25 protein-coding genes are annotated in these 22,211 nt (G+C 32.2%); 5 read left to right on the top strand and 20 right to left on the bottom strand.

From position 1 onward, the window contains the following. Nucleotides 1-21 precede the first annotated feature (21 nt). From ACFSC2_RS24220 to rsfS, 8 genes are all read right to left on the bottom strand, one after another. Complete coding sequence (locus ACFSC2_RS24220; RefSeq protein WP_379813679.1) at nucleotides 22-1,080, bottom strand: glycoside hydrolase family 130 protein; 1,059 nt, start codon at nucleotides 1,078-1,080, stop codon at nucleotides 22-24. 70 nt (nucleotides 1,081-1,150) lie between these two features. Next, the gene (locus ACFSC2_RS24215) at nucleotides 1,151-1,930 is read right to left on the bottom strand and encodes a superoxide dismutase (protein WP_379813678.1); all 780 of its coding nucleotides are present in this window, start codon (nucleotides 1,928-1,930) and stop codon (nucleotides 1,151-1,153) included. Between the two features lie 8 nt (nucleotides 1,931-1,938). After that, complete coding sequence (locus tag ACFSC2_RS24210) at nucleotides 1,939-2,208, bottom strand: acyl-CoA-binding protein (RefSeq protein WP_379813677.1); 270 nt, start codon at nucleotides 2,206-2,208, stop codon at nucleotides 1,939-1,941. Further along, nucleotides 2,209-2,862 carry a phosphatidylserine decarboxylase family protein gene (locus ACFSC2_RS24205; RefSeq protein ID WP_379813675.1) on the bottom strand — a complete coding sequence of 218 codons (654 nt, stop codon included), beginning with the start codon at nucleotides 2,860-2,862 and terminating at the stop codon, nucleotides 2,209-2,211. Next, a complete protein-coding gene (locus ACFSC2_RS24200; RefSeq protein WP_379813674.1) occupies nucleotides 2,852-3,742 on the bottom strand; it encodes a phosphatidate cytidylyltransferase in 891 nt (296 codons plus the stop codon). The genes ACFSC2_RS24205 and ACFSC2_RS24200 overlap by 11 nt, the downstream gene beginning before the upstream one ends. 1 nt (nucleotide 3,743) lies before the next feature. Beyond that, a complete protein-coding gene (locus ACFSC2_RS24195; protein ID WP_379813673.1) occupies nucleotides 3,744-4,349 on the bottom strand; it encodes a lactate utilization protein B/C in 606 nt (201 codons plus the stop codon). Between the two features lie 119 nt (nucleotides 4,350-4,468). Then, nucleotides 4,469-6,394, bottom strand: coding sequence for an ATP-dependent zinc metalloprotease FtsH (gene ftsH / locus ACFSC2_RS24190; RefSeq protein WP_379813672.1), 1,926 nt, complete (start codon nucleotides 6,392-6,394; stop codon nucleotides 4,469-4,471). A gap of 15 nt (nucleotides 6,395-6,409) precedes the next feature. Next, nucleotides 6,410-6,781 carry a ribosome silencing factor gene (rsfS, locus tag ACFSC2_RS24185; protein ID WP_007809313.1) on the bottom strand — a complete coding sequence of 124 codons (372 nt, stop codon included), beginning with the start codon at nucleotides 6,779-6,781 and terminating at the stop codon, nucleotides 6,410-6,412. 93 nt (nucleotides 6,782-6,874) lie between these two features. On the opposite strand from rsfS, the gene ACFSC2_RS24180 reads away from it, so the two are divergent. Continuing rightward, nucleotides 6,875-7,603 carry a biotin--[acetyl-CoA-carboxylase] ligase gene (locus ACFSC2_RS24180; protein ID WP_379813671.1) on the top strand — a complete coding sequence of 243 codons (729 nt, stop codon included), beginning with the start codon at nucleotides 6,875-6,877 and terminating at the stop codon, nucleotides 7,601-7,603. 122 nt (nucleotides 7,604-7,725) lie between these two features. Here the strand turns inward: ACFSC2_RS24180 and ACFSC2_RS24175 are convergent, their stop codons facing one another. The 3 genes from ACFSC2_RS24175 to pyrE form a co-directional block, all read right to left on the bottom strand. Next, nucleotides 7,726-8,382 carry a hypothetical protein gene (locus tag ACFSC2_RS24175; protein ID WP_379813670.1) on the bottom strand — a complete coding sequence of 219 codons (657 nt, stop codon included), beginning with the start codon at nucleotides 8,380-8,382 and terminating at the stop codon, nucleotides 7,726-7,728. Between the two features lie 358 nt (nucleotides 8,383-8,740). Then, complete coding sequence (locus ACFSC2_RS24170) at nucleotides 8,741-9,133, bottom strand: SRPBCC family protein (RefSeq protein WP_379813669.1); 393 nt, start codon at nucleotides 9,131-9,133, stop codon at nucleotides 8,741-8,743. Between the two features lie 180 nt (nucleotides 9,134-9,313). Beyond that, nucleotides 9,314-9,961 carry an orotate phosphoribosyltransferase gene (pyrE, locus tag ACFSC2_RS24165; RefSeq protein WP_379813668.1) on the bottom strand — a complete coding sequence of 216 codons (648 nt, stop codon included), beginning with the start codon at nucleotides 9,959-9,961 and terminating at the stop codon, nucleotides 9,314-9,316. A 7-nt stretch (nucleotides 9,962-9,968) separates the two neighbouring features. Here pyrE and ACFSC2_RS24160 point away from each other — a divergent pair, with 7 nt between their 5' ends. Next, nucleotides 9,969-10,574 carry an NUDIX hydrolase gene (locus ACFSC2_RS24160; protein WP_379813667.1) on the top strand — a complete coding sequence of 202 codons (606 nt, stop codon included), beginning with the start codon at nucleotides 9,969-9,971 and terminating at the stop codon, nucleotides 10,572-10,574. A gap of 92 nt (nucleotides 10,575-10,666) precedes the next feature. Here the strand turns inward: ACFSC2_RS24160 and ACFSC2_RS24155 are convergent, their stop codons facing one another. The 5 genes from ACFSC2_RS24155 to ACFSC2_RS24135 form a co-directional block, all read right to left on the bottom strand. Continuing rightward, complete coding sequence (locus tag ACFSC2_RS24155; RefSeq protein WP_379813666.1) at nucleotides 10,667-11,026, bottom strand: hypothetical protein; 360 nt, start codon at nucleotides 11,024-11,026, stop codon at nucleotides 10,667-10,669. 15 nt (nucleotides 11,027-11,041) lie between these two features. Beyond that, nucleotides 11,042-11,254, bottom strand: coding sequence for a hypothetical protein (locus ACFSC2_RS24150; RefSeq protein ID WP_379813665.1), 213 nt, complete (start codon nucleotides 11,252-11,254; stop codon nucleotides 11,042-11,044). 2 nt (nucleotides 11,255-11,256) lie between these two features. Beyond that, nucleotides 11,257-12,645 (bottom strand): energy transducer TonB, encoded by a 1,389-nt coding sequence (locus ACFSC2_RS24145; protein WP_379813664.1) that lies wholly within the window; start codon nucleotides 12,643-12,645, stop codon nucleotides 11,257-11,259. A 194-nt stretch (nucleotides 12,646-12,839) separates the two neighbouring features. Next, nucleotides 12,840-13,436: a hypothetical protein gene (locus tag ACFSC2_RS24140; RefSeq protein WP_379813663.1), complete on the bottom strand. Its 597-nt coding sequence runs from the start codon at nucleotides 13,434-13,436 to the stop codon at nucleotides 12,840-12,842. Between the two features lie 12 nt (nucleotides 13,437-13,448). Continuing rightward, nucleotides 13,449-13,793, bottom strand: coding sequence for a cyclic-phosphate processing receiver domain-containing protein (locus tag ACFSC2_RS24135; RefSeq protein ID WP_379813662.1), 345 nt, complete (start codon nucleotides 13,791-13,793; stop codon nucleotides 13,449-13,451). Between the two features lie 394 nt (nucleotides 13,794-14,187). Between ACFSC2_RS24135 and ACFSC2_RS24130 the strand changes: the two genes are divergently transcribed. After that, nucleotides 14,188-14,607 (top strand): helix-turn-helix domain-containing protein, encoded by a 420-nt coding sequence (locus tag ACFSC2_RS24130; protein WP_379813661.1) that lies wholly within the window; start codon nucleotides 14,188-14,190, stop codon nucleotides 14,605-14,607. A gap of 102 nt (nucleotides 14,608-14,709) precedes the next feature. On the opposite strand, the gene ACFSC2_RS24125 is transcribed toward ACFSC2_RS24130, so the two are convergent. The 3 genes from ACFSC2_RS24125 to ACFSC2_RS24115 form a co-directional block, all read right to left on the bottom strand. Then, nucleotides 14,710-16,332 carry a hypothetical protein gene (locus ACFSC2_RS24125; protein WP_379813660.1) on the bottom strand — a complete coding sequence of 541 codons (1,623 nt, stop codon included), beginning with the start codon at nucleotides 16,330-16,332 and terminating at the stop codon, nucleotides 14,710-14,712. Nucleotides 16,333-16,731: 399 nt separating this feature from the next. Further along, a complete protein-coding gene (locus tag ACFSC2_RS24120) occupies nucleotides 16,732-17,088 on the bottom strand; it encodes a hypothetical protein (protein ID WP_379813659.1) in 357 nt (118 codons plus the stop codon). A gap of 192 nt (nucleotides 17,089-17,280) precedes the next feature. Beyond that, on the bottom strand, nucleotides 17,281-19,008 hold the full coding sequence (locus tag ACFSC2_RS24115) for a M14 family metallopeptidase (RefSeq protein WP_379813658.1): 1,728 nt from the start codon (nucleotides 19,006-19,008) through the stop codon (nucleotides 17,281-17,283). A 374-nt stretch (nucleotides 19,009-19,382) separates the two neighbouring features. On the opposite strand from ACFSC2_RS24115, the gene ACFSC2_RS24110 reads away from it, so the two are divergent. After that, a complete protein-coding gene (locus ACFSC2_RS24110) occupies nucleotides 19,383-20,747 on the top strand; it encodes a DEAD/DEAH box helicase (protein ID WP_379813657.1) in 1,365 nt (454 codons plus the stop codon). 176 nt (nucleotides 20,748-20,923) lie between these two features. After that, nucleotides 20,924-21,367, top strand: a complete 444-nt coding sequence (locus ACFSC2_RS24105; RefSeq protein ID WP_379813656.1) for a hypothetical protein — start codon at nucleotides 20,924-20,926, stop codon at nucleotides 21,365-21,367. Nucleotides 21,368-21,529: 162 nt separating this feature from the next. Here the strand turns inward: ACFSC2_RS24105 and ACFSC2_RS24100 are convergent, their stop codons facing one another. Beyond that, the gene (locus ACFSC2_RS24100; protein ID WP_379813655.1) at nucleotides 21,530-22,108 is read right to left on the bottom strand and encodes a PhnA domain-containing protein; all 579 of its coding nucleotides are present in this window, start codon (nucleotides 22,106-22,108) and stop codon (nucleotides 21,530-21,532) included. Nucleotides 22,109-22,211 lie beyond the last annotated feature (103 nt).

Genomic DNA, 22,211 nt, shown 5'->3' with positions numbered 1-22,211 from the left:
AAGTTTAATCAGCGTTTGTTTTTAAACAGCTTTTAAAAGCGAAAGAATTTCTTTTATCGAAAATTGAGCACCACAGACAAACTCATCAGAAGCGCCGTAATAAACAGTTAGTGTATCTCCGTCAGGCTCTATAATATGACCGTTTGTAAAAACTACATTTCCAAAAAAGCCACTCAATTCATAATCCGTTTTCGGAAACATAATTGGTTCTTCCGTTCTCGAAATCACTTTTAAAGGATTTTCAAGATCCATTAAAAAAGCACCCAGGCAATATTGGTGAGCATCGTTGGCACCATGATAGATTTCGAGCCAGCCCTTTTCTGTTTTAATAGGAGCAGCGCCCGCGCCAACTCTTTTGCTGTCCCAAAGATTTTTTCTTGTTTTAATAATGCATTTATGATTTCCCCAATGAATGCCGTCTGGCGAAGAAGCAATCCAGATGTAATTGCCTCCCAAGTCAACACTGCTCGGACGATGGAGCGCATAAAACAGGTCATTTATTTTTTCTTCAAAAATTGCACAATCTTTATTATGTGCAGGAAATATCATTCCGTGTTTCTCAAATGTTTTCCAATCGGTCGTTGTTCGCAGTCCTACACCGACTCCATTATCTGATACAGCTGTAAAAGTCAGGTAGTATTTGCCTTCTATCAGCGAAACGCGGCAATCTTCTATTCCGAAAGATTCAAGTATTCCTTCGCCTACCAAATGCGGATAATCTTCAGGTTCATAAAAATGACGTCCATCTTCACTGCATAACAATCTAATATGAGATAAAGTGGTCAAATAATCAAGTCCTTGATAATTAATGACGCGTGCATCTGTTGCAATAAGTTCAGGATGATTTTTTAAAATCTCTATAATTTGAACAGCGCCGGTTTCTGTTAATACTGGAAAAGAAATAATGTTTTCAATTTGTTTTGGTCTTTCGGCAACCCGCACAGCCAGCCAGATTTTATTTTGAAACTGAAAAACACCAGGGTTCAGCAGGCAGGTAATCTCTAAACCTTCGCTGCTTGGTGGTAAATCTGCGGGTGATAAAAGCGGATTTTCTATAAAACGATTTACTATATCTTTCATATCTATATAATTATAAATATTTAAGTTATAAAAAAAAGCTGATACAGAATTCTATATCAGCTTTTTTGTTTTATACTTTTTTAACCTTTTTGAGAGCTTCAACGTAATATTCGTTTACTTTTTCCCAGTTTATATGTTCATAAAAGGCATCAATATAACTGCCTTTTCTATTTTGGTAATCCAAATAATAAGCATGTTCCCAAAGATCAATTCCCATAATTGGCGTTCCCGGAATCAAAGCGTTTCTCATTAACGGATTATCCTGATTGTCTGTTGTTGTAATTTGTAGTTTTCCGTAACGATCTACAACAAGCCAAACCCAGCCGGAGCCAAACTGTTTCTCTGCCTGTCCTTTAAACTGATTGGTAAGATTGTTAAAAGAACCAAATTCTTTATTGATAGAACCAGAAAGCGTATCTTTTGGAGTTTGTTCCTTTGGTGTCAAAATATTGAAATAAAGAGTATGATTGTAATAACCACCTGCATTCTGACGCAGTTTCGCGTTATTCATATCCATTTTTTTCAAAATATCCTCTATAGGCATATTTTCAAATTCTGTGGATAAGATTTCTTTATTAAAATTATTAGTATACGATAAATAATGTTTAGAATAATGTGTTTCTAAAGTAAGAGATCGTATTCCAGGAGCCAGACCATCGTAGCCAAATGCTAATTTTGTCATTTCAAAAGAACCAGGCTCGGCTTTAACTTCATTTGGTGAGCCAATAGTTATTTTTTCCTCTTTAGTTGGCAGAGGAACTTCTACAACTTCGATCAGTTTATCCTCTTTACAAGAAAATAATAGTAAAAATGAAGTTAAGATGCTAAAAAGAACAACGTATTTCTTCATAATGTTATTTATTTTGATGTTAATGAATTGATGATTTCAATGTAATTCTCTTTGGCTTCATCAATAGAAATATGACTTATCTGCATCCATGCGTTTGTTTTGAAAGCGTCTCTTAAATCAAAATTCTCAGATTGATTGTAAACAGCTGTTCCAAAAGTAGCTTGCTTGTAAAACGCATAAAGTCTTAGCTGCACATCTTGCGGCAGTGAGGCTTGTGTCATTGTCAAAGCAGTTTCTACAGCCTCTGCAAAACGAATATCTAAATCTTTATTAGTCATTTATGCTTTCGTAGCAATTATTGTTTTTCCGCCAATCGCTTTTTGATTTAATTCAACATTAATTGGTGTACCTAAAGGTAAAAATAAATCTACTCTTGATCCAAATTTAATGAAACCAGCGTCAGTTCCTTGAACAACCTGCATTCCTTCTTGAGCGTAGTTTACAATTCTACGAGCCAAAGCTCCAGCAATTTGTCTGTACAAAATAGCGCCAAAAGTTTCGTTTTCGATAACTACAGTAGTTCTTTCGTTTTCCTCGCTCGCTTTTGGATGCCAAGCAACCAAAAATTTTCCAGGATGGTATTTGCTGAATTTTATGATACCGTCCATAGCGTAACGAGTTACGTGAACATTGATCGGCGACATAAAAATAGATACCTGTAAACGTTTATCTTTAAAATATTCTCCTTCATAAACCTCTTCGATAACCACAACTTTTCCGTCAACTGGAGCAAGAATATGATCACTGTTTCTTACTGCAATTCTTTTAGGATTTCTAAAGAATTGTAAAATAATAATCAAAATTACAACGGCTGCAATTTGAACAAGCATTCTAAGCCAATAGATATCAATAAATCGATCAGCGATTAAAAGTAAAGCTACAGTAAAACTTGTACCTAATAAAATAGACGGGCCACCTTCTTTATGAAACATAATATAAAATTTGATAAAATAAAAATATAATTGGTGCTACAAATATAACACTATCTAATCGATCTAAGATACCTCCATGTCCGGGCATTATAGAACCGCTGTCTTTAACACCGGCAATGCGCTTAAATTTGGATTCAATTAAGTCGCCAATTGTTCCAAAAATGCTGACAATTACAGCAATAGTTGTCCAGATTATAATAGACATGCTGCTAAATTCTGGTTTTGGCTGAATGTAAAATTTAGAAATTAAGAATCCGGCAAAAGCAGCGAAAACTGCTCCTCCAAGAAAACCTTCGATAGTTTTTTTAGGAGATACACGTTCAAATAATTTGTGTTTTCCTATTGATTTTCCAACCAAATAGGCAAAAGTATCATTCGTCCAAATCAAGATAAATAAGCCAAGAATAATTTTTGGATTATAATCATTGGTTCCAAATGATATTTTGACAATAAATATAAATGGGAGTGTAACGTATCCTAATAAATATAAATATTTTGAAGAAGTGCTTATTTTCTGAACTGAATCATAAAATAAAAAGATGATACATTTAATGGAAACAACAATAGTTATAGCAAGTAATATTAAATCCAATTGTTTAATATTGGTTTCTAAACTAATGGCAGTCTGAAATGTATCGTTTATAAATTGAGTTGTCTGTTTGTTGTAATGACTAATTAAGATAACGGTCGAGTAGACCAGTGTTCCAAATAGAATTGAAAAGACTTTATTAAGATTTACAATATTGCAAAATTCATATATGGTGATGATCAAAAAAATCCCAAAAAGAATAATGAAGCTTTCGGTAGAAAACAATATCGAAGTTAATAACAAAGCGATATAAACAGCACCAGAAATGGTTCTCTTCAGTGTTTCGTTCATCTTAAAGATCTTCTAAAAGCAATAAATACAGATTCTTAGCAACACTTCCGTATTGAGTAAAATCTTCTTCTTTAGCTTTTTCGAAATATTTTATTGTAGTGATATTGGTTGGATAGTCTCTTTCGTATTTACGTTTTATAGCGCTCAATCCGTCGCTTTTCATTGGCAGGATTTGGCTTGTTGTAGCTATAATAACAATATTTGCAGGCAGGTCATTTGGTTTATTTTGCCTAATTTGTTTTGATGAAAATAAAATAGAACCTTCATCGGCAATTAAATTTTCACAGCTTGCTAATAAAAATTTTGGTTTAGATGGAGCAATGTAAAAAAGTTTGTTCTCTTCTAATAAATGAAATAACGCCGGTTCGTAGCATAAAACTTCATTTTCAAACCAATCATTTTCTTCTAGAATGTTTTCAAATTGTTCAGCCACTTCCTGAGTATTTTCACAATACAGAAATTTTCCTCCATTTTTCTTGAAATTGAAAATGAATTGTTCATCTAAAGATAAATGACTATTCTGGGCTGAAGTTCCTGCATACTCGCTCTCGTGTTCTTCGTCAGAAGCGGGCTCACTGGAACCAAATATTTTTTTGAAAAAATTCATTCTTTTTATATGAAATGCTTTACATGTTAATTGAAAACGTTCAAAGATAAAAAAATCTTAATTCAAAAGGGTATTTTGAATTAAGATTTTGAAAAATTATTACGTATTTCGTAAATTATTTATGAAACCACTTCCTCTAAATTTTTATCAAAAGTACGTTTTCCGAAGATGTTTTCTAAATCATCTTTAAAGATAACCTCTTTTTCAATCAGAATATCAGCAAGTTGATTTAATTTATCTTTGTTTTCTTCTAAAATATGAATTGCTCTTTGGTATTGACCTTCGATTAATTCTGAAATTTCAGCATCAATGATTTTTGCAGTTTCATCAGAATATGGTTTAGAGAAATTATATTCGCTTTGTCCGCTTGAATCATAATAAGTAACGTTTCCGATTTTATCATTCAATCCGTAGATCGTTACCATTGCACGAGCTTGACGTGTTACTTTTTCTAAATCGCTTAAAGCACCTGTTGAAATTCTGTCAAAAGTTACTTTTTCTGCAGCTCTTCCGCCCATTGTAGCACACATTTCGTCTAACATTTGATCTGTTCTAACGATTTGTCTTTCTTCTGGTAAATACCATGCAGCTCCTAAACTTTGTCCGCGAGGTACAATAGTTACCTTAATAAGTGGTGCAGCATGTTCTAACATCCAGCTTACAGTAGCGTGACCCGCTTCGTGAATTGCAATTGCTCTTTTCTCCTCTGGAGTGATAATTTTATTCTTCTTCTCAAGACCACCGATGATTCTATCAACAGCGTCTAAGAAATCTTGTCTGTCTACAGCAGGTTTGTTGTTTCTTGCAGCAATTAAGGCAGCTTCGTTACAAACATTAGCGATATCAGCACCAGAAAAACCTGGAGTTTGTTTTGCTAAGAAATCTAAATCAAGACCTTCAACCTTTTTAATTGGTTTTAAGTGTACTTGGAAAATTTCTGCTCTTTCGCGAATGTCTGGTAAGTCAACAAAAATTTGTCTGTCAAAACGTCCTGCACGCATTAAAGCTTTGTCAAGAACGTCAGCTCTATTTGTTGCAGCTAATACAATTACGTTAGAGTTTGTACCAAAACCGTCCATTTCTGTTAGTAACTGGTTCAAAGTATTTTCTCTTTCGTCATTTCCGCCAGACATATTGCTTTTTCCTCTTGCTCTACCAACAGCATCGATCTCGTCGATGAAAATGATAGCAGGAGATTTTTCTTTTGCTTGTTTAAATAAGTCACGTACACGAGAAGCACCAACTCCAACAAACATTTCAACGAAATCTGATCCTGATAATGAGAAGAACGGAACCTGAGCTTCTCCAGCAACAGCTTTTGCTAATAAAGTTTTACCAGTTCCCGGAGGACCTACAAGTAAAGCTCCTTTCGGGATTTTACCTCCAAGATTAGTATATTTTTCTGGATTTTTAAGGAATTCAACAATTTCTTGAATTTCTTCTTTTGCGCCTTCTAAACCAGCAACATCTTTAAATGTAGTTTTGATATCTGTTTTTTCATCAAATAACTTAGCTTTAGATTTTCCGATATTGAAAATCTGTCCGCCACCTCCAGCGCCTCCGCCAGACATTTTACGCATAATGAAAATCCATACACCGACAATAATGATGATAGGAAGTAAACTGATTAAGATATCGCTCCAGTTGTTTTTTTGAAGAAAGTTAAAATCTTTCAATTTTCCTTCGCCAACAGCTTTTTCTAATTTAGTTTGAAAAATCTGGTCGTTACCTATTTCCAAAGTATAGTGAGGACCTTTGTTAGGTCTTTCAAAAATATCTTTAGCTACTTTTTTGTTAGCTGGGTCTTTAAGAGCTCCAGCATTTAAATATACCTCAGCTTCTGCTTTGTTGTAAACAATTACTTTTTCAATTTGGCCTTTTTCTAATAAGGTGTTGAATTTAGAAGAAGTTAATTGCGCAGGTTCGCTTAAGCTTGATCCTCCGGTAGCAAAACTTATAAATAAAAAAACTAAAAGTATTGCGGTGTATATTAACCAAGGACTTATTTTAAATTTATTCGGATTGGGATTATTATCTTTAGCCATTTAATGAAAGTTTCTTTAGTATTTGTTCTCGATTGTAGTTATTTTGGCGTCGCCCCAAAGGCTTTCGATGTTGTAATATTCACGAATATGTTTTTGGAAAACATGTACAACGATATGTACGTAGTCCATTAAAACCCACTCTGCGTTATCAGTTCCTTCTACGTGCCAAGGTTTATCTTTTAAGTCTTTTGATACTGTTTTTTGAATTGAGTTTACAATGGCGTTTACTTGGGTATTTGAGCTACCATTGCAGATTACAAAATAATCGCATACTGCTGTATCTATTTCTCTTAAGTCAAGAATATCGATATCATTTCCTTTTACTTCCTCAATCCCTTTGATTATGTTCGCCAATAGAACATCATTATTAATAGTCTTTTTCGCCATGAATTATTTTATATGAATTTGTAAAGTTACCAAATTTTGTGATTATTTTTGAACCTTAACAAAATATTAAACGAAGTTATTTAAATTATACTAATGAAACTAATCAAACTCGATGCCATAGATTCTACAAATGATTTCTTAAAAGCATTGGCAAGCCAAGACGAACTGGAGAATTTCACAATCGTAACGGCTGAAAATCAGACAAAAGGAAAAGGCCAGGTTGGCGGGGTATGGAAGTCTGAGGCGGGTAAAAACTTAACAATGAGTGTTTTGGTTAAGGATTTTTTGTTTGATAGTGAAGAAGTTTTTAATTTAAGTGTAGTGGTTTCTCTAGTAGTTTCAGAGGCTTTAAAATCATTAAAAATTCCCAATGTCTGTATAAAATGGCCAAACGACATTCTGTCATATAATAAGAAGCTGGTTGGCATATTAATCGAAAATACTATAAAAAGCGATGGCAGAATCGTGTCAGTTGTCGGAATCGGAATAAATGTTAATCAAACCGATTACAGCGAACTTCCTAATGCTTCTTCGCTGGCAGTAATTTCTGGAAAATCTTTTGATAAAGAAGAACTGGCAGTTTTAATCGTAGAAAGATTAAAAGAGAAAATTAAGCTTTGGAAAACCTCATCTCAGCTGTTTTGGGAAGATTATTTTAAAATGTTATTTAAAAAAGGAATTCCAACACCTTTTAGAAACAATAATGATCAGGACTTTATGGGAATCATTCACGGTGTTTCTAAAAGCGGAAAGCTGCAAGTTTTACTCGAAGATGATTCTGTCGCTGAATTTGAAATTAAAGAGGTTAAGATGCTTTACTAAAGTTTCTAAGGTTTTGAGATGCTGAGATTCTAAGTTTTTTTGCCACAGATTACATGAATTTTAAAGATTATTTTAATCCATTTAATCTATAGCAAAAAAACTTATTTTTTTATGACAAATGATTAAACAGGCGTTTGTAAAGTCTTTTTCGGATCGATTTTTCTATTCCAATACATAATATAAATAGTTCCAAGAATTGACGGAGTGATCCATGCAATTAAATTTCCGATTCCCAAACCGGCAACAATATAAGCGGTAATTGATGCGATTAAAGCGCCCATCATTTTTCCGATATGTTTTGAAAGCCAATTTTTATTAGTTTCAGAAAGTCTTTTGAAGAATATAAAATCTTTAACCGTCATATATAATCCGAATCCGCCGAAGAAAGTAAATAAAACTCCGTTTGCAACACCGCTGAATTGGCAATACAATCCAAGTAAAATCATAATTACAGAAAAGAAAAGCATAGTTCCAGAAATCAATTTGTCTGTCAAATCTGCTTTGGTTTTGTATTTAAAGCTCAAAAAGCGGTTTCCAGAAATTACAAGATAAACGGTAAACAAAGCAATTAAGAACAAAAATATATTTTGATGTTTCGGCATCCAGCAGATCGGAATTGAAATAAGAGAACTAATCAACATGCCGATAGAGAATAGTTTTCCCATTCGTTTATGAAGTTTACTGCCTTTTTTAACGACAATACTTCCGATTCCTGTAATTAGTCCGATTCCTCCGAAAAAGGCATGAATGTAAATTAGAATTTTGATAGCTGCTTCCATTTGGTTTAGTTTGTTTTGGTTGATGAAGCAAACTTCTATCAAAATTTTCAAGAAGAATAATTTATTTGGCTGAACTGTGTTTTTCTGAGGATGAATTGGGTTTTTTTAAGCTTCTAAGTTGCTAAGATGCAAAGTGGCAGAGTAACAAAGTAACAGAGGTTTGTTGCGAAAGTGCTAAGACTCTGAGTTTTTTGCTTTACCACTGGTTAAAAGTTTAAAATGGTTTCTTGTTTATTTGTATACTTAAACAAATAGAAAAAAATAATCCTTAAAATCTGTGTAATCTGTGGCAAACAAAAAAAAGTCCGGTTTTTACCGGACTTTAAATTTATAATTCACAACTAATAATTGAGCATTATTAAAGTTTATGCATATTATTCGCTAGAGTTTCGATAAACTTGCTGATTGGACCTTTAACCATCATTGCCATCATCGCGTTGAATTCTCCTTCAAAAAACAATTGGACCGCACTTTCTGAATCAGAAATAGTATCAATGTTTGAAGTCAGTGTAAACGGAAGTTTATCACTTGCAGCACCCAAAACAATTTTGTTTGGCGCTATTTTATCTTTCATTTTTAATTTGATTTCCGGCATCCCTTTTAATCCAAAAATAAAAGCGTCTTCGCCAGTCACTTCAAATTTAGCGATGTTGTCTGGCATTAATTTTTCGAAATTCTTTACATCAGTCAGTTGATCAAATAAATCCTGTGCTGATTTCTGAACAGTAACTTTTGGACTTTCTAAGTTCATATTTGTTTGTTTTTGTTATTTAACCGCAAAGGGCGCAAGGTTTTTTTATATATAGTTGACTTTATAAACGCAAAGTTCGCAAAGCTGGATTTTAAATAAATTCCAATTTTCTAAATCCCAAGTTCCAAAAATCTATTCGTAAAGAACAGAAATCTAAAATCAAAAATCAGAAATCTAAAATTAGTCTTCCTGTCCCCAAGTAGATGGACTTTCGTTCCATTCTAAAAGAGTTGATTGTTGGTCTTCTGTTATATATTGTTTTTGAACAGCTAAGTCAAGAAGATTTTCGTAGTTGCTTAAAGTGAATAAATCAATATTAGCTTCTTTGAAATTTTCTTCTGCGACACCAAAACCGTATGTAAAAATAGCAGCCATACCTTTAATATTAGCACCTTCACTTCTTAAAGCTTCTACAGCCATCAAACTGCTTTTTCCAGTACTGATCAAATCTTCAACCACCACAACATTTTGTCCTTTTTGTAAAAAACCTTCCACTTGGTTTTGTCTGCCGTGTTTTTTTGGTTCAGGACGCACGTATACGAACGGAAGACCTAAACTTTCGGCAACCAAAATACCAACTCCAATGGCTCCAGTAGCAACACCGGCAATGACATCAGGCTTTCCAAATTGTTTTTCGATGTTTTTAGCAAATTCATCACGAACATAATTTCTGATGCTCGGAAATGAAAGAATTAACCTATTGTCACAATAAATAGGAGATTTCCAACCAGAAGCCCATGTAAAAGGATTTTCGGGATTCAATTTAATTGCATTTATTTGCAAAAGCAATTCGGCTGTTTTTTCGGCAGTATCTTTATTAAAAATCATAGTACAAATGTATAAAGTTTTTGTAAACGACAAACCACTTTTTTTGACAAATGAAATCTCGAAAGAAACAGATTTCCAATTGTTCTTGTTGGAGAGCATTGATATCGAACAGCTTATTATAAAAATTTTTCAAAATAAAATTCAAAAAGCCATTCTATATCATCCCGACGAAAGTGAAATGATGAAAACCCTAAAAGCCAAAATTCCCGTAAACAAAGCGGGTGGAGGCTTGGTATATAATAAGAAAGGTGAGGTTTTATTTATTTTTAGAAATGGTAAATGGGATCTTCCAAAAGGAGGCATCGAGAAGGGTGAAGAAATAGAAAACACCGCCATGCGTGAAGTAGAAGAGGAGACAGGCGTTGGAAAATTAAGAATTACAAACAAGCTCGAAAAAACCTATCACATTTTTAAACGCAACGGAAAATACAAACTCAAAATCACACATTGGTTCGAAATGTTCTCTGATTTTGAAGGAACGCCGCACGGACAAATTGAAGAAGGAATCGAGAAAGTAGCTTGGTTAAACCCAGAGCAAATCAAAGATGCGCTTACCAATTCTTATGAAAACATAAAATTATTGTTTGAAGAAGAAAAAGTAAAAAACCAATAGGAGTATAGAAAATCCAAAAAATAAATTCCAAATTCCAACTTATTTTTTAATTGGAGTTTGGAATTTATTTTTTTAATTGGAATTTTAGAATTCTAACTAGACCCGCAAAACCAGCTTGAAACGACTTTCCATTTATTTAAGAGATTATCTCTTTCGTAAACGTAAATGCATTGATCTGAACACATCATACCACAGAAAAATTGCTTTGTGACAAGAGCATATTTTTTGTCAAGCGAAAAAAGCGGTACAGAAAAAGAATACGAATAGTATGATCCCATTCTTTTGCCTTTTTTACTGTGTTCGACGATTTTCTTTTGTTCTGCCGAATCTGTTATGTCGAATTTTTTAAAATCGTTTTTCTGCCAGAGCGAATCTTTTTGATTTAAATATTGTTTTTCAATAAACTTTAAATCTTCGGGATTAAAGTACTTTTGAAGCGCTTTATATCCCAAAATCCCGCTTATAATTTAACCTTTTTCTATTTCCAAATTTTGTTCTCCATAAATAACAAAATCGGTCCATAGAATAATTTTACGATCAATTTTTTTGATTTCTTTTCCCGGAACTTCTATGTTTTCCAGAAAATGGACAATTTCTTTTTTGGTTGGAATATTTTCATTGGTTTGCGAAAAACAGCAAATCGAAAATAAAACGGAAAAATAGTTAAAAAGTGTTTTCATTATTAATCAAATCTGTTTAGTTTTTCCATTTCACTTTTTATTCCTTGAAGAGTTATGGGTTGAAAAGCAAGATTATTTTCTGCTATTGCAGACGTTGTTGTTTCTTTAATTCCAATAAAAGGTTTATTGTCGATATATTTAATAGCAACAATTGTAATTTTCTTTCCTTTAGGAATAGTTTTAAAAACAGCATTTTTTGAATTAGTATTAATGCTTATTATAGATTTCATTTGATGAAAAACAATGCTTACAAACGTTTCGCCGCCGTTTTCAAAGTTTACAGCAAAGTTTATAGCTGCGTTTTGATTAAGATTATAAAATCGATCACAATTGATTATTCCTAATTTAAAACTGCTGAAAAAATAATAACCAATTGTAGAAATTTCTTCTTCTTTGATTGTTTCCTCTGTATAATTTTTTCTCTGTTTTTTATCAATATATGTACTTGATGGTCTATCATCTAGTTCATCGTTAGAACTTTGAATAGTAATTGGTAAGCTGTAGGTAGTGTTGACAGCAATTCCGTTTACTTTGCCAGGAATAAATTTTGGAATATTATTAAATGCTTTTATTACAGCTTCGTTGATTTTTTTTGTGAGGCCTTTGACAATTTTTATGTTGGTTACATTTCCTTCTCTATCTATAACAAAAGAAGCATACACTTTACCAGAAACTTCCTCATCTCCTTCAAGATGTATACGGCTTGAAAGAAGTTTATAAAATTTGTTAATTCCACCCGGAAAAATTGGAGCTTCATCTACGTTACCAAAAGTTTGATTTAAGTTGACCGAATTTTCAGCAACTTCCCAATTGATCTGATTATTTTTCCAGCTTCCAGAAAAAAGTTGCATGCCTTCTTTTTCTTTTTTTGTTGGAAACGCAATTTCGATCGCTTTGCCACTTTTCAGTTGGCATTTTTCATTGTTAGAAAAAGCATTAATTTCCAGCATACCGCCCGTTTCCAATAACTTTCCGTTAGAAGTTGTTGAAAGCCTTCCCAGTAAAATATCCGAAATACTATAATATTCTTTAACCGAAATTTTGACTTTTCCAGTTACTGCATTTTTAGAATTTGAGGTCACAAAACTGTTGGCACGAATCGTAATTTTAGTTTTTTGAACACAAATAATTGTTGTGTCTTTCGTGTTGTTGATCGTAAAGAATTGTGGTTTTTTGTCATTTTTTACGAAAAAATCAGCAAGCAATTTTTTGTCTGCTTCTAAATTTGGATTAGCAACAACAACTTTGGAAGAATCGGTTTGCGTACTTTCGGTTGAAACTGTATCTGTACTAGTTTTTTGAGATTCTACAGCGGGATTAGGTTCCTTATTTTCATTTTTACAGGCAATAAAAATCAAAATAAAAGCAAGTGAAAGCAGTCGTTTTGGCATCAGTTTGAGGTTTTTGGGTTTGGGTCAGCGATATTTCAAATATAAATTATTTCTTATCAATTTTGAAATTTAAATTTCGATTTCAATAACAATAGCAATTTCAATTTCAAAATTCAAAAACTTTGTGTATTTGTGCCTTCGTGGCTTTCAATCTAAAAAAAACTTAGAACCTCAGCATCTCAGAACCTTAGAACTTAAATCTTATTCAGCTCCGCTACATTAACCCAACCTTTTGAAACCTTTTTTCCAAAATACGTACAAAAAGCTTTTCCGTTTTCAATTTTATCAATGCAGACCGCATCGCCTTTTACGAGATAGATTTTTGACGGATTTTGGTCTGATTTATTCTTATAAAAATAAGCTTTTGCTTTGTCAGCATATCGAATCTGAATCCAATTGGATTTCTTTTCTAAATCAAACTTCGGATTCTCTACAAAATGCATTACGTTCCAACAACCGCCATGTTCTTCTGGCAGTTTTATTTTGATGGTTTTGTTGTTTACAATTTCGACAGTTCCTAAAATCAGATCTTCTTTTTTATCTTCTGGGTAATAGGTTTTAACAGTAAACTTATTTCCCGTTACTTTTCCTTCAATATAAAAAATACAAGAAAATCGTGGATTTTGCGTTTCTTCATCCCAGCCCGTATAACTTTCAAAATAACCTGTTAGCATATTATTAGAAGCATTGTACGAAAGTTTCAAACCCATTTCGTATTCGCCGGAAATTATTTTTTGTCCGAAGAATAGATTTGAAGATGCTAATAAAAGAATTAAAAAAAGATTTTTCATGTTGTGTTTTTACTAAGATTTATAAGTCTTCAAATGTTTGATATAATTATCAAGAAGACTTTGTATTTGCTGACTTGCCACAGGATTTGCCGAATGTACATAGAAGTTTAAATCTCTTAAATCGATCCCAGAATCGTAAACCAGCCATTTCGCGCAAGCGTAGCCATCTTCGGCAATAAGATCATTTTCATCAAGACCTAAATCATTATCAAAACTAATAAATTCGGGAAGACCTTTTTCGAGAATTACTTTTTTGAAATCATGAAAATTTCTAACGATCACAAAATCATCATCAGTCAGATCTTTGTAAACCATTTTTACATCTCGTAAATCGTCTAGAAAAAGTTTATAAGACATATTTTTTCCTTAAGAATACTCAAATATATAAAGATAAAATTGAGTTTTTAAAATGTTAGCACGCATTTATAATCTGCGCTAACGATTCAACTTTATCAAAGTTTCTGCGCAAACCATTTCCACAAACGTTAGCGCGGATTTGTAATCCGTGCCCGCAACGTTACCACAAACTTTAGCAAAGATTTGTAATCCGTTCCAGCAACTCAACTTGTACTGTTTCGTAGTTTTATATAATTTTTACTTTTGGGATTTTAGTGTCTTAAAAATTGTATTTTTGTCAGAGAAACCGTAAGTGAAATAGAACATGCAATTCAAATTATTTTGATTGTATTGTACCACGCAGAAATTGTTTTTACAAATTGCTTTTTATTACTCTTACTATTATCTTTGAATTATGAGCACACTAACAAAATCAAACCATATTGGGCGAAAAATAAGCCGAATTCGTGAACTTAAAGACATGAAACAGGAGGCATTGGCACAAGCTTTAGGATTGAGCCAACAATCTATTTCTAACATTGAAAATAGTGAAACAATCGATGATGAAAGACTTATTGATATTGCAAAAGTTTTGGGCGTAAGTGTTGAAGCGCTCAAGAACTTTTCAGAGGATAGTGTAATTAATTATTTTAATAATTTCTATGATGAAAGCGCAAAAGGACAAATATTAAATAATTCTTGTAGTAATCTTACTTTTAATCCATTGGATAAATTAATTGAAGCTTACGAAGAAAACAAAAAACTTTACGAACGTTTGGTTCAAGCTGAAAAAGATAAAGTTGAGTTTTTAGAGAAAATATTGAAGGATAAATAAGTTTTTTATTCTTTTTGAAATTGAAAAAGCCTAATAAAATTTTTATGTTTTATTAGGCTTTGATTGCAGTCTAAGTTCTTAGATTAAATATTTTAAACAATTTTAGTCCTGAGCTCTCCCAAAGTAAGGGTAAGAGTAATCATATTTTTTGTCTTCAAAAATAATTCTAATGTCAGGTGTTATATTTATATTTTTTAGATAATTATCAATTTTATTTAAGGTGGCAACGGAATATTTAGAATTATACATGTAAAATGTGGGAGTGTTTATAAAGAAAGCTCCTGTAACAGTGAATTCATTTAATTTCAAATTGTCGTCATTGTATAATTTTTTAAAATGAATTTCAATTTTATCAATATTATCTTTAATCCAAATTATCTTTTTTCCAATTTGAGATTCATATTTTATGAAATTAGTGTAATCGGACCTGTATCCAATGCCTTCATATCTAGCTTTATTGTATTTTGAATCTGCAACAATAATTCTTTTGTTTTGATCATCAATTATAATAAAATCAATTTCTCCACATTTGTCTATGATATTATAGTTGTTTTTTGTCGTAGTTTTTAGACTTGTAATATTTCTAGAAAACTTTAAGTTGTTATTTTTAATATGTTCTTGTATTTGATCTTCAAGAATTTTATCATGTTGGTTTCCTTTCATGTTTATAAAATTCTGCATTTTTTCATTTTTTAACCATTCTTTAGAAAGCGTGTTCCAATTTATTGCATTTGAAGCAATTACGAATATGCTTTCTGCAAATTTATTTTTACTAACGAACATTCTTTCAACTCCTTTGATATTATAAATCAATAAAGGTTTAAAAAGATATCTATCTGTGGAATAAGGTTTTAAAATACATTCTTTAATTGATAACTTATTTTCTTTTTTTAAACTTAGTCCATCATAGAATTGTTTGGCAAGATCCAAATCAATTTTTGAATGTTTTGATAAATTAATTGGAAGTACGTATGGTTCAATAGTCTGAAAAGGTGAATTGCTGTGGTGTTTTTGAATCTCAAAAATCATCCCACATGCAAAATCATAATCAATACCATAATTTTGATTCAAGGAATTAATTAATTCTTCTGTGCATTTTTCATCAAATGCTGCTTTTTCATAATCGTCGTACGAATTAGTAAATAGATGAGTATATATTTTTCCATAATCGTTTTTCCATTCGATTAACAAATCATCGTCATCAAAATTTATAATTTTTGCACCTTCAAGCATTCTATGATATGCTATATGGTCAGCTATAACGTAGAGCCATGTTCCTAAATAAAATAACCTTTGAATTATATCATCAAATTCTATAAAATCTTCTGGAGAAGTTTTTTTTGATGTTGTGAATTCTTTTTCGCATCCTTGTTCTAAAATTAATTTAAGAATTCTTCTGTATCTTGAAAAATCTGCTTCGTTTATATAGTCTTTAAATATTAAATTCTTATCAGGATCTATAAGTATTTTTAATGAATCTTCATGTAAGTGAAAACAATATTTGAAGAAAGAAATGTCATCTATTTGGTTTATAATTTCAGTGAATTCATGAATTAAAAATTCAAAGCAATCATTTAAAATATTATTGACTAAATCAAAGTCGTCGATTTTCTGTTTTCCATATTTTTCAAAAATTGATGCAGACATTTTTTTCCAATAGATTGGTTGAAATTTATCTGATTCATAAGTTAATACTGTGTACTCTTTTATTTTTACTGTTGCCATTAATCTATCGTTAATTTAATAAAGAAAAATTTAAGATTTTTCCAAATGTAAAATATAATATGATAAAATTATTACGGAAAACCACAATCTAAATATGTTTTCGAAACATACAATCTTAAATGAGAAGCTTACGGTTTTAAAATCTACAAAACACGATAACAGGATACTGCATATGAGCCTTTTCATAATAAACAGAATGCTTATAAATCCGTTGCGGGCACGGATTACAAATCCGCGCTAACGTTTGCGATATTAGAGGATGTCTATACACAGATATTTTTTATATTTATTTTTGAATTTCCTTTTTTAAATTTTCAGCATCCTTATATATTGTATCTCCAGTATTATCTTTTATATAGATTAATTTATAAGTGCTGTCAGCTTCAAAAGTATATTCAGCTAAGATTTTAGCTCCAAATTTATTGTTTGCTCTAAATGAAAAATGCCTTTATATTTATTTTTATTTAATGATTCAAGAAATTTATTTTTTGATTTTAAAAAAGAAACCATTGTTTGTGACTTCGAATCATCATCTTTCTCAAAATCTTGAATATCTTTTAAAACTGTTTTGATTTCTTTTTTATTTATGATGTATTCTAAAGAATCTAAATAGAAATAATTAAATTCATAACTTTCAGGGTCATTTAACTGCACTTTGATTTTGCTTTCAATTTCATTTTGTAGATTTTCTTGCTTGGTTTTTTTACAAGAAACAGTTAAAAATAAAACTCCTAAAAATAATAATACTGTTTTCATAATCACTGAATTGTTTTTTGCTTTCAAAGTTAAAAATTCAATATATATATTTATTTTATGGAAAACCGTAACTCAACTTTGTCAAAGTTTTAAACTTTGACAAAGTTCTACAAGTAAAGTTTTACGATCTTAGCGTTTGCTAAACTCAATCAAAAATAAAAAAACTTAGCGCTCTTTGCGGTTAAAAAAAAACTAAAGCAAACGATAAACAGGATACTGCAAATGTGCCTTTTCATAATAAACAGAATGCTTGTAAATCCAGTTTAATTGTGCTTCAGGATTTTTAGCGAAAGCGGTATCACTTTGCTTTTTAGCTTCCAATTCTGCTTTTAAAGCTGGGTTTTCTTTTAAAAGATTTGCAGCTGTATCTTCAAAAATATATTCAGAATAATGTTCTTTTTGCTGTAAAATCGCATCGAAGAAATTCCAGTTAAAAAACGAATCAACGCTTTCTGGCTCAAAAGCTTCAAGAAGATATTTTACACCTTTTTGGTTTGTCGAAACTATGTAATCGCCTTTCGCGAAAGCGGTTTTAACTATCTTAGAAGTTATTGTCGTGTTTCTATGCAAATAATGACCTTCGTAAGCAGACGGAACGGTTTTAAAATCGGCAATTTTGTAACTTTCAACTTCGATAATCGTATCGTTTTTAAGCTGCGAATATTGAATCTTATTGTTTTTCAAAATATCAATAATATTCCAATAACCACGCGGAATGATATAAGCTGAAGGAATAACAACTTCTTTCTGCGATTTGAATTCTTTAATATACGGAACGTCTTTTTTATACGGTTTGTTTCTATCGTAATACAAACGATCGCCCGTTGTGGCCTCGCTTTTTTTGTAACCCGCTTCGTAACCTAAAAAGGTAAATTTGGTAGCTTTTGTGCTGTCCATTTCCCATTGCAGCGTATATTTTTTCTTTGGATGAAATTGTTCCAAATTTTTTACGCGAAGTTCTTTGATTTTAAGATAATTGGCATCGGTAAAATCTAAAGTCGATTTCATGTATTCGTAAGTCATTTTTACGCGTTCAGCATATTTTTTAAGCATGTGTGTTTCAACTACAAAACCAATTGTATTAAAAAGCGAAGTATAACCCGTTGTATATCTCGGACTATCTACAAACTGCCCAAAACCTTTGTCTGGCGTATCTTTAAACGAATCGACATAAGGCGTTGTTTCGATTTTCTTTTTTTGAAGATCTTTTACCAAAGCCGGCATCATAACATCGTTCATGTAATCTCCTAAAACAGTTCCCAATTTATTATGCTGTGTCATGATATAGGTTAGTTTATATTGATAATCAGAACCATTACTTACGTGGTTGTCAATAAAAACATCAGCGTTTATTTTCTGGAAAATCTCGACAAAACTCTTTGTGTTTCGAGTATCAGATTTCATTAAATCACGGTTCAAATCGTAGTTTCTGGCATTTCCTCGAAAGCCGTAAATTTCTGGCCCGTCCTGATTGGCGCGCGTTGTCGAATTTCGGTTCAAAGCACCGCCGATATTGTAAACCGGAATACAAACCAAAACAGTATTTTTTGGCGCTTTCATTTTTCCGGTTGCCAAATCTCTGTAAAACTGCATTGTAGAGTCGATCCCGTCGGGTTCGCCAGCGTGGATTCCGTTATTAACAAACAAAACCGCTTTTGTTTTCTGAATTTTATCAAAATCAAACTCTTTGTCTGGATTAAAAGTAACCATATGCAGAGGTTCCCCAGAATCTGTCAACCCCATTTCTTTGATTTGAATCGTCGGAAAATCATTTGCTAAAAGCTTAAAATAACGAATGGCTTCGTAATAATCTGCGGCTTGATTTCCGTTTCCTTTTTCGAAAAACGTATCGTATTTTTTATCGTTTTGAGCGAAAAGAGAGATTGTGAAAAGTGAAAGGAGAAATGTAAAACGTTTCATGGTTTTGGTTTTTTTATGGGTATCAAATATAGGGGTTTTGTTTCAGGTTTCAGGTTTACTTTGTTTCAAGTTGGATATGCTTTGCTTGTAGAGTTTAACCGCAAAGAGCGCTAAGGATTACGCAAGGTTCGCAAAGTTTTTTATAAACAAACTTTGCGCACTTTGTGTTTGTTCAACTCCATCAAAAGCAAAAAAGGTAGCGCTCTTTGTGGTTAAATCGCCTGCATTCAAACCTTGCAGCTTTGCGCACTTTGTGTTTGTTCAACTCCATCAAAAGCAAAAAAACTTAGCGCTCTTTGCGGTTAAATCACCAGCATTCAAACCTTAAACTTGAAACCTGAAACAAACCAAACAATTTTCCCTACTTTTGCAAAATGAATAAAATACACCATTCTAACAATATACTTTCGAATTTAGGGATTGAGAACCTAAACGAAATGCAGGAAATGGCACAAGATGCTATTTTAAACGACAGCAATGTTTTATTACTTTCTCCAACAGGTTCGGGAAAAACATTGGCTTTTTTGCTTCCAATTTTAGAATTATTACAGCCCGAAATCCTTTCTGTACAATGTTTGATTTTAGTACCGTCTCGTGAACTTGGACTGCAAATCGAGCAGGTTTGGAAAAAAATGGGAACGCAGTACAAAGTAAATATCTGCTACGGCGGACATTCTATTGATACTGAGATCAAGAACTTAAGCAATCCACCAGCGGTTTTAATTGGAACTCCGGGAAGAATTGCCGATCATATTGATAGAGAAACTTTTAGAACAGATAAAATTCAGACGCTTATTTTAGACGAGTTTGATAAATCGCTTCAATTGGGATTTCATGAACAAATGTCTTTCATTATTGGAAGATTACAGAAAGTAAACAAAAGAGTTTTGGTTTCGGCAACTTCAGATATTGAGATTCCGAAATATACACGTGTTATAAATCCAACCGTTTTGGATTTTATTCCTGAGGAAGACGAAAAAACAAATCTTACCATGAAAATGGTGGTTTCGCCAGCAAAAGATAAATTGCAGAGTTTATTCAATTTGATTTGTTCTTTAAAATCAGAATCGGCCATTATTTTCTGTAATCATAGAGATGCTGCAGAACGTATCAGTGATACTTTGAACGAAAAGGGAATTTATTCGGTCTATTATCACGGCGGAATGGATCAGGAGGAACGTGAGCGTGCTTTGATTCAGTTTAGAAATGGAAGTATCAGTTATTTAGTCACAACCGATTTGGCGGCGCGTGGTTTGGATATTCCAGAAATGAAACACGTTATTCATTATCATCTTCCGTTAAAAGAAGACGAGTTTACGCATAGAAATGGGCGTACAGCGCGTATGCAGGCGACAGGAACGGCGTATGTAATCATTCACGAAAGTGAAAAAGAACTGGATTATATTGACTACGAAATGGAAGTTTTAAATGTCGAAGGAATGGTTTCGCTGCCAAAACCACCTCAATTTCAAACTATTTATATTAGCGGCGGAAAGAAAACAAAACTGAATAAATTTGATATTGTTGGTTTCTTTTCTCAAAAAGGTAAATTAGAAAAAGACGATTTAGGATTAATCGAAGTAAAAGATTTTGTTTCGTTTGCTGCCGTAAAATATAATAAAGTAAAAGATTTGCTGAAAAACATTCGAGACGAAAAAATGAAAGGCAAGAAGTTTAAAATTGAGATTGCCCGCAATGTGATTAAAAAGGAAGAAGAGGATAAAAAGGAAAGATATTAGAACTTGTAGGACAAATTTTAAAACTTATATTTTTATTTATTTGTTTGAAATTCAGTTGTTTGTGAGTGTTTAACTAAGTTTAACAAATTTATGTTAAAAAAATAATCAATTGATAGCTGTTTTTTCAATATTTCTATGTTTTTTTGTGATCGTAAAATGTAAACCCCAAATACCACATGAAAAAGATTATTACTCTTGCTGCATTGTTTTTTAGTTTTGTTTCGTTTGCACAGGTTAAGGTTCTAGAAACTGTTCCTGTTGAAAAATTAGGAAAAGTAAATAACAATTACATTCAGAAAATTGGTGACGAATACACAGTGTATTACACTATTATTCAAAGTGATGATGATTCGACTTTGAGAAAATTTTCATTCAAAAACATTGATAACGCTTATAACTCTTTATATAGCATTATTATGGGAGGATTTACAGCTTCTCCATTGTACGATATCAAATTAGAGTTACCTAACAACTACATTTGGTTACACTACACAGGAAATGTTGTTCCAGACAAAGCAACTGTACAATTTATGGTTTCTGGTAAAGAAAGAGACGCTGCAACAAATAACGTTTCTGAGCCATTTGTAAAGGATCAAATCAGTAAGTTATTTCAAAAGTAATCTACAACTAAATAAAAAAAGAAAAGGCTGTTCAATTTGAACAGCCTTTTCTTTTTTTATTTAGTTGCTAAGATTCTGAGCTTCTAAGCTTCTAAGATTTTTTATAAGTACCAATAATAAAACTATCTTAGAATCTTAGCAACTAAGTAGCTTAAAAAAAAGCTATATTTTCTTCACATACTGTGTAATAATCACAATCTGTTGTCCGTCAACTTTTCCTTCGATATATTCGGCGTTTTCGTGGTCAAGACGAATGTTTCTAACAGCAGTTCCTTGTTTAGCAACCATGCTTGATCCTTTTACTTTAAGATCTTTGATTAAAACAACAGAATCTCCGTGTTGTAGTACCACGCCGTTACTGTCTCTGTGAACCAATTTGTTTTCATCATCTTCACCTTCGCCAGTTGCTTTTGCCCAATCAAGAATTTCGTCTTCTAAATACATCATATCTAATAATTCTTGAGGCCATCCCGCTGCGCGCATGCGACTTAACATTCTCCAAGCCACAACTTGTACAGCAACGTTTTCATTCCACATGCTGTCGTTAAGGCATCTCCAGTGATTTAAATCTACATTATCCGGATTTTCAATTTGGTCAATACAAGTGTTACAAGCTAAAATACTTTCTTCAAGACCGCCTTTTCTTGTTGGTAATACTTGATATACTTTTAGGTTTTCTTCTGCGCCGCAAAGCTCACATTTAGATCCGCTGCGTTTGTTTAATTCTCTTTCGATGCTCATTGTAAGGTGTTATTTAAAAATGCGAAATTACTTATTTAATTTCGCTGGCAAATTTATGTTTTTACTTTGATTTAGGGCAAAAAAAAGGACAAATTAAAATTTG

It is taken from the genome of Flavobacterium artemisiae (genome assembly GCF_042678225.1).
In the GTDB taxonomy this organism is placed as follows: Bacteria; Bacteroidota; Bacteroidia; order Flavobacteriales; family Flavobacteriaceae; genus Flavobacterium; species Flavobacterium artemisiae.
Note: the sequence above shows the minus strand (reverse complement) of the source record. Positions and strands in the feature narration are given on the sequence as shown.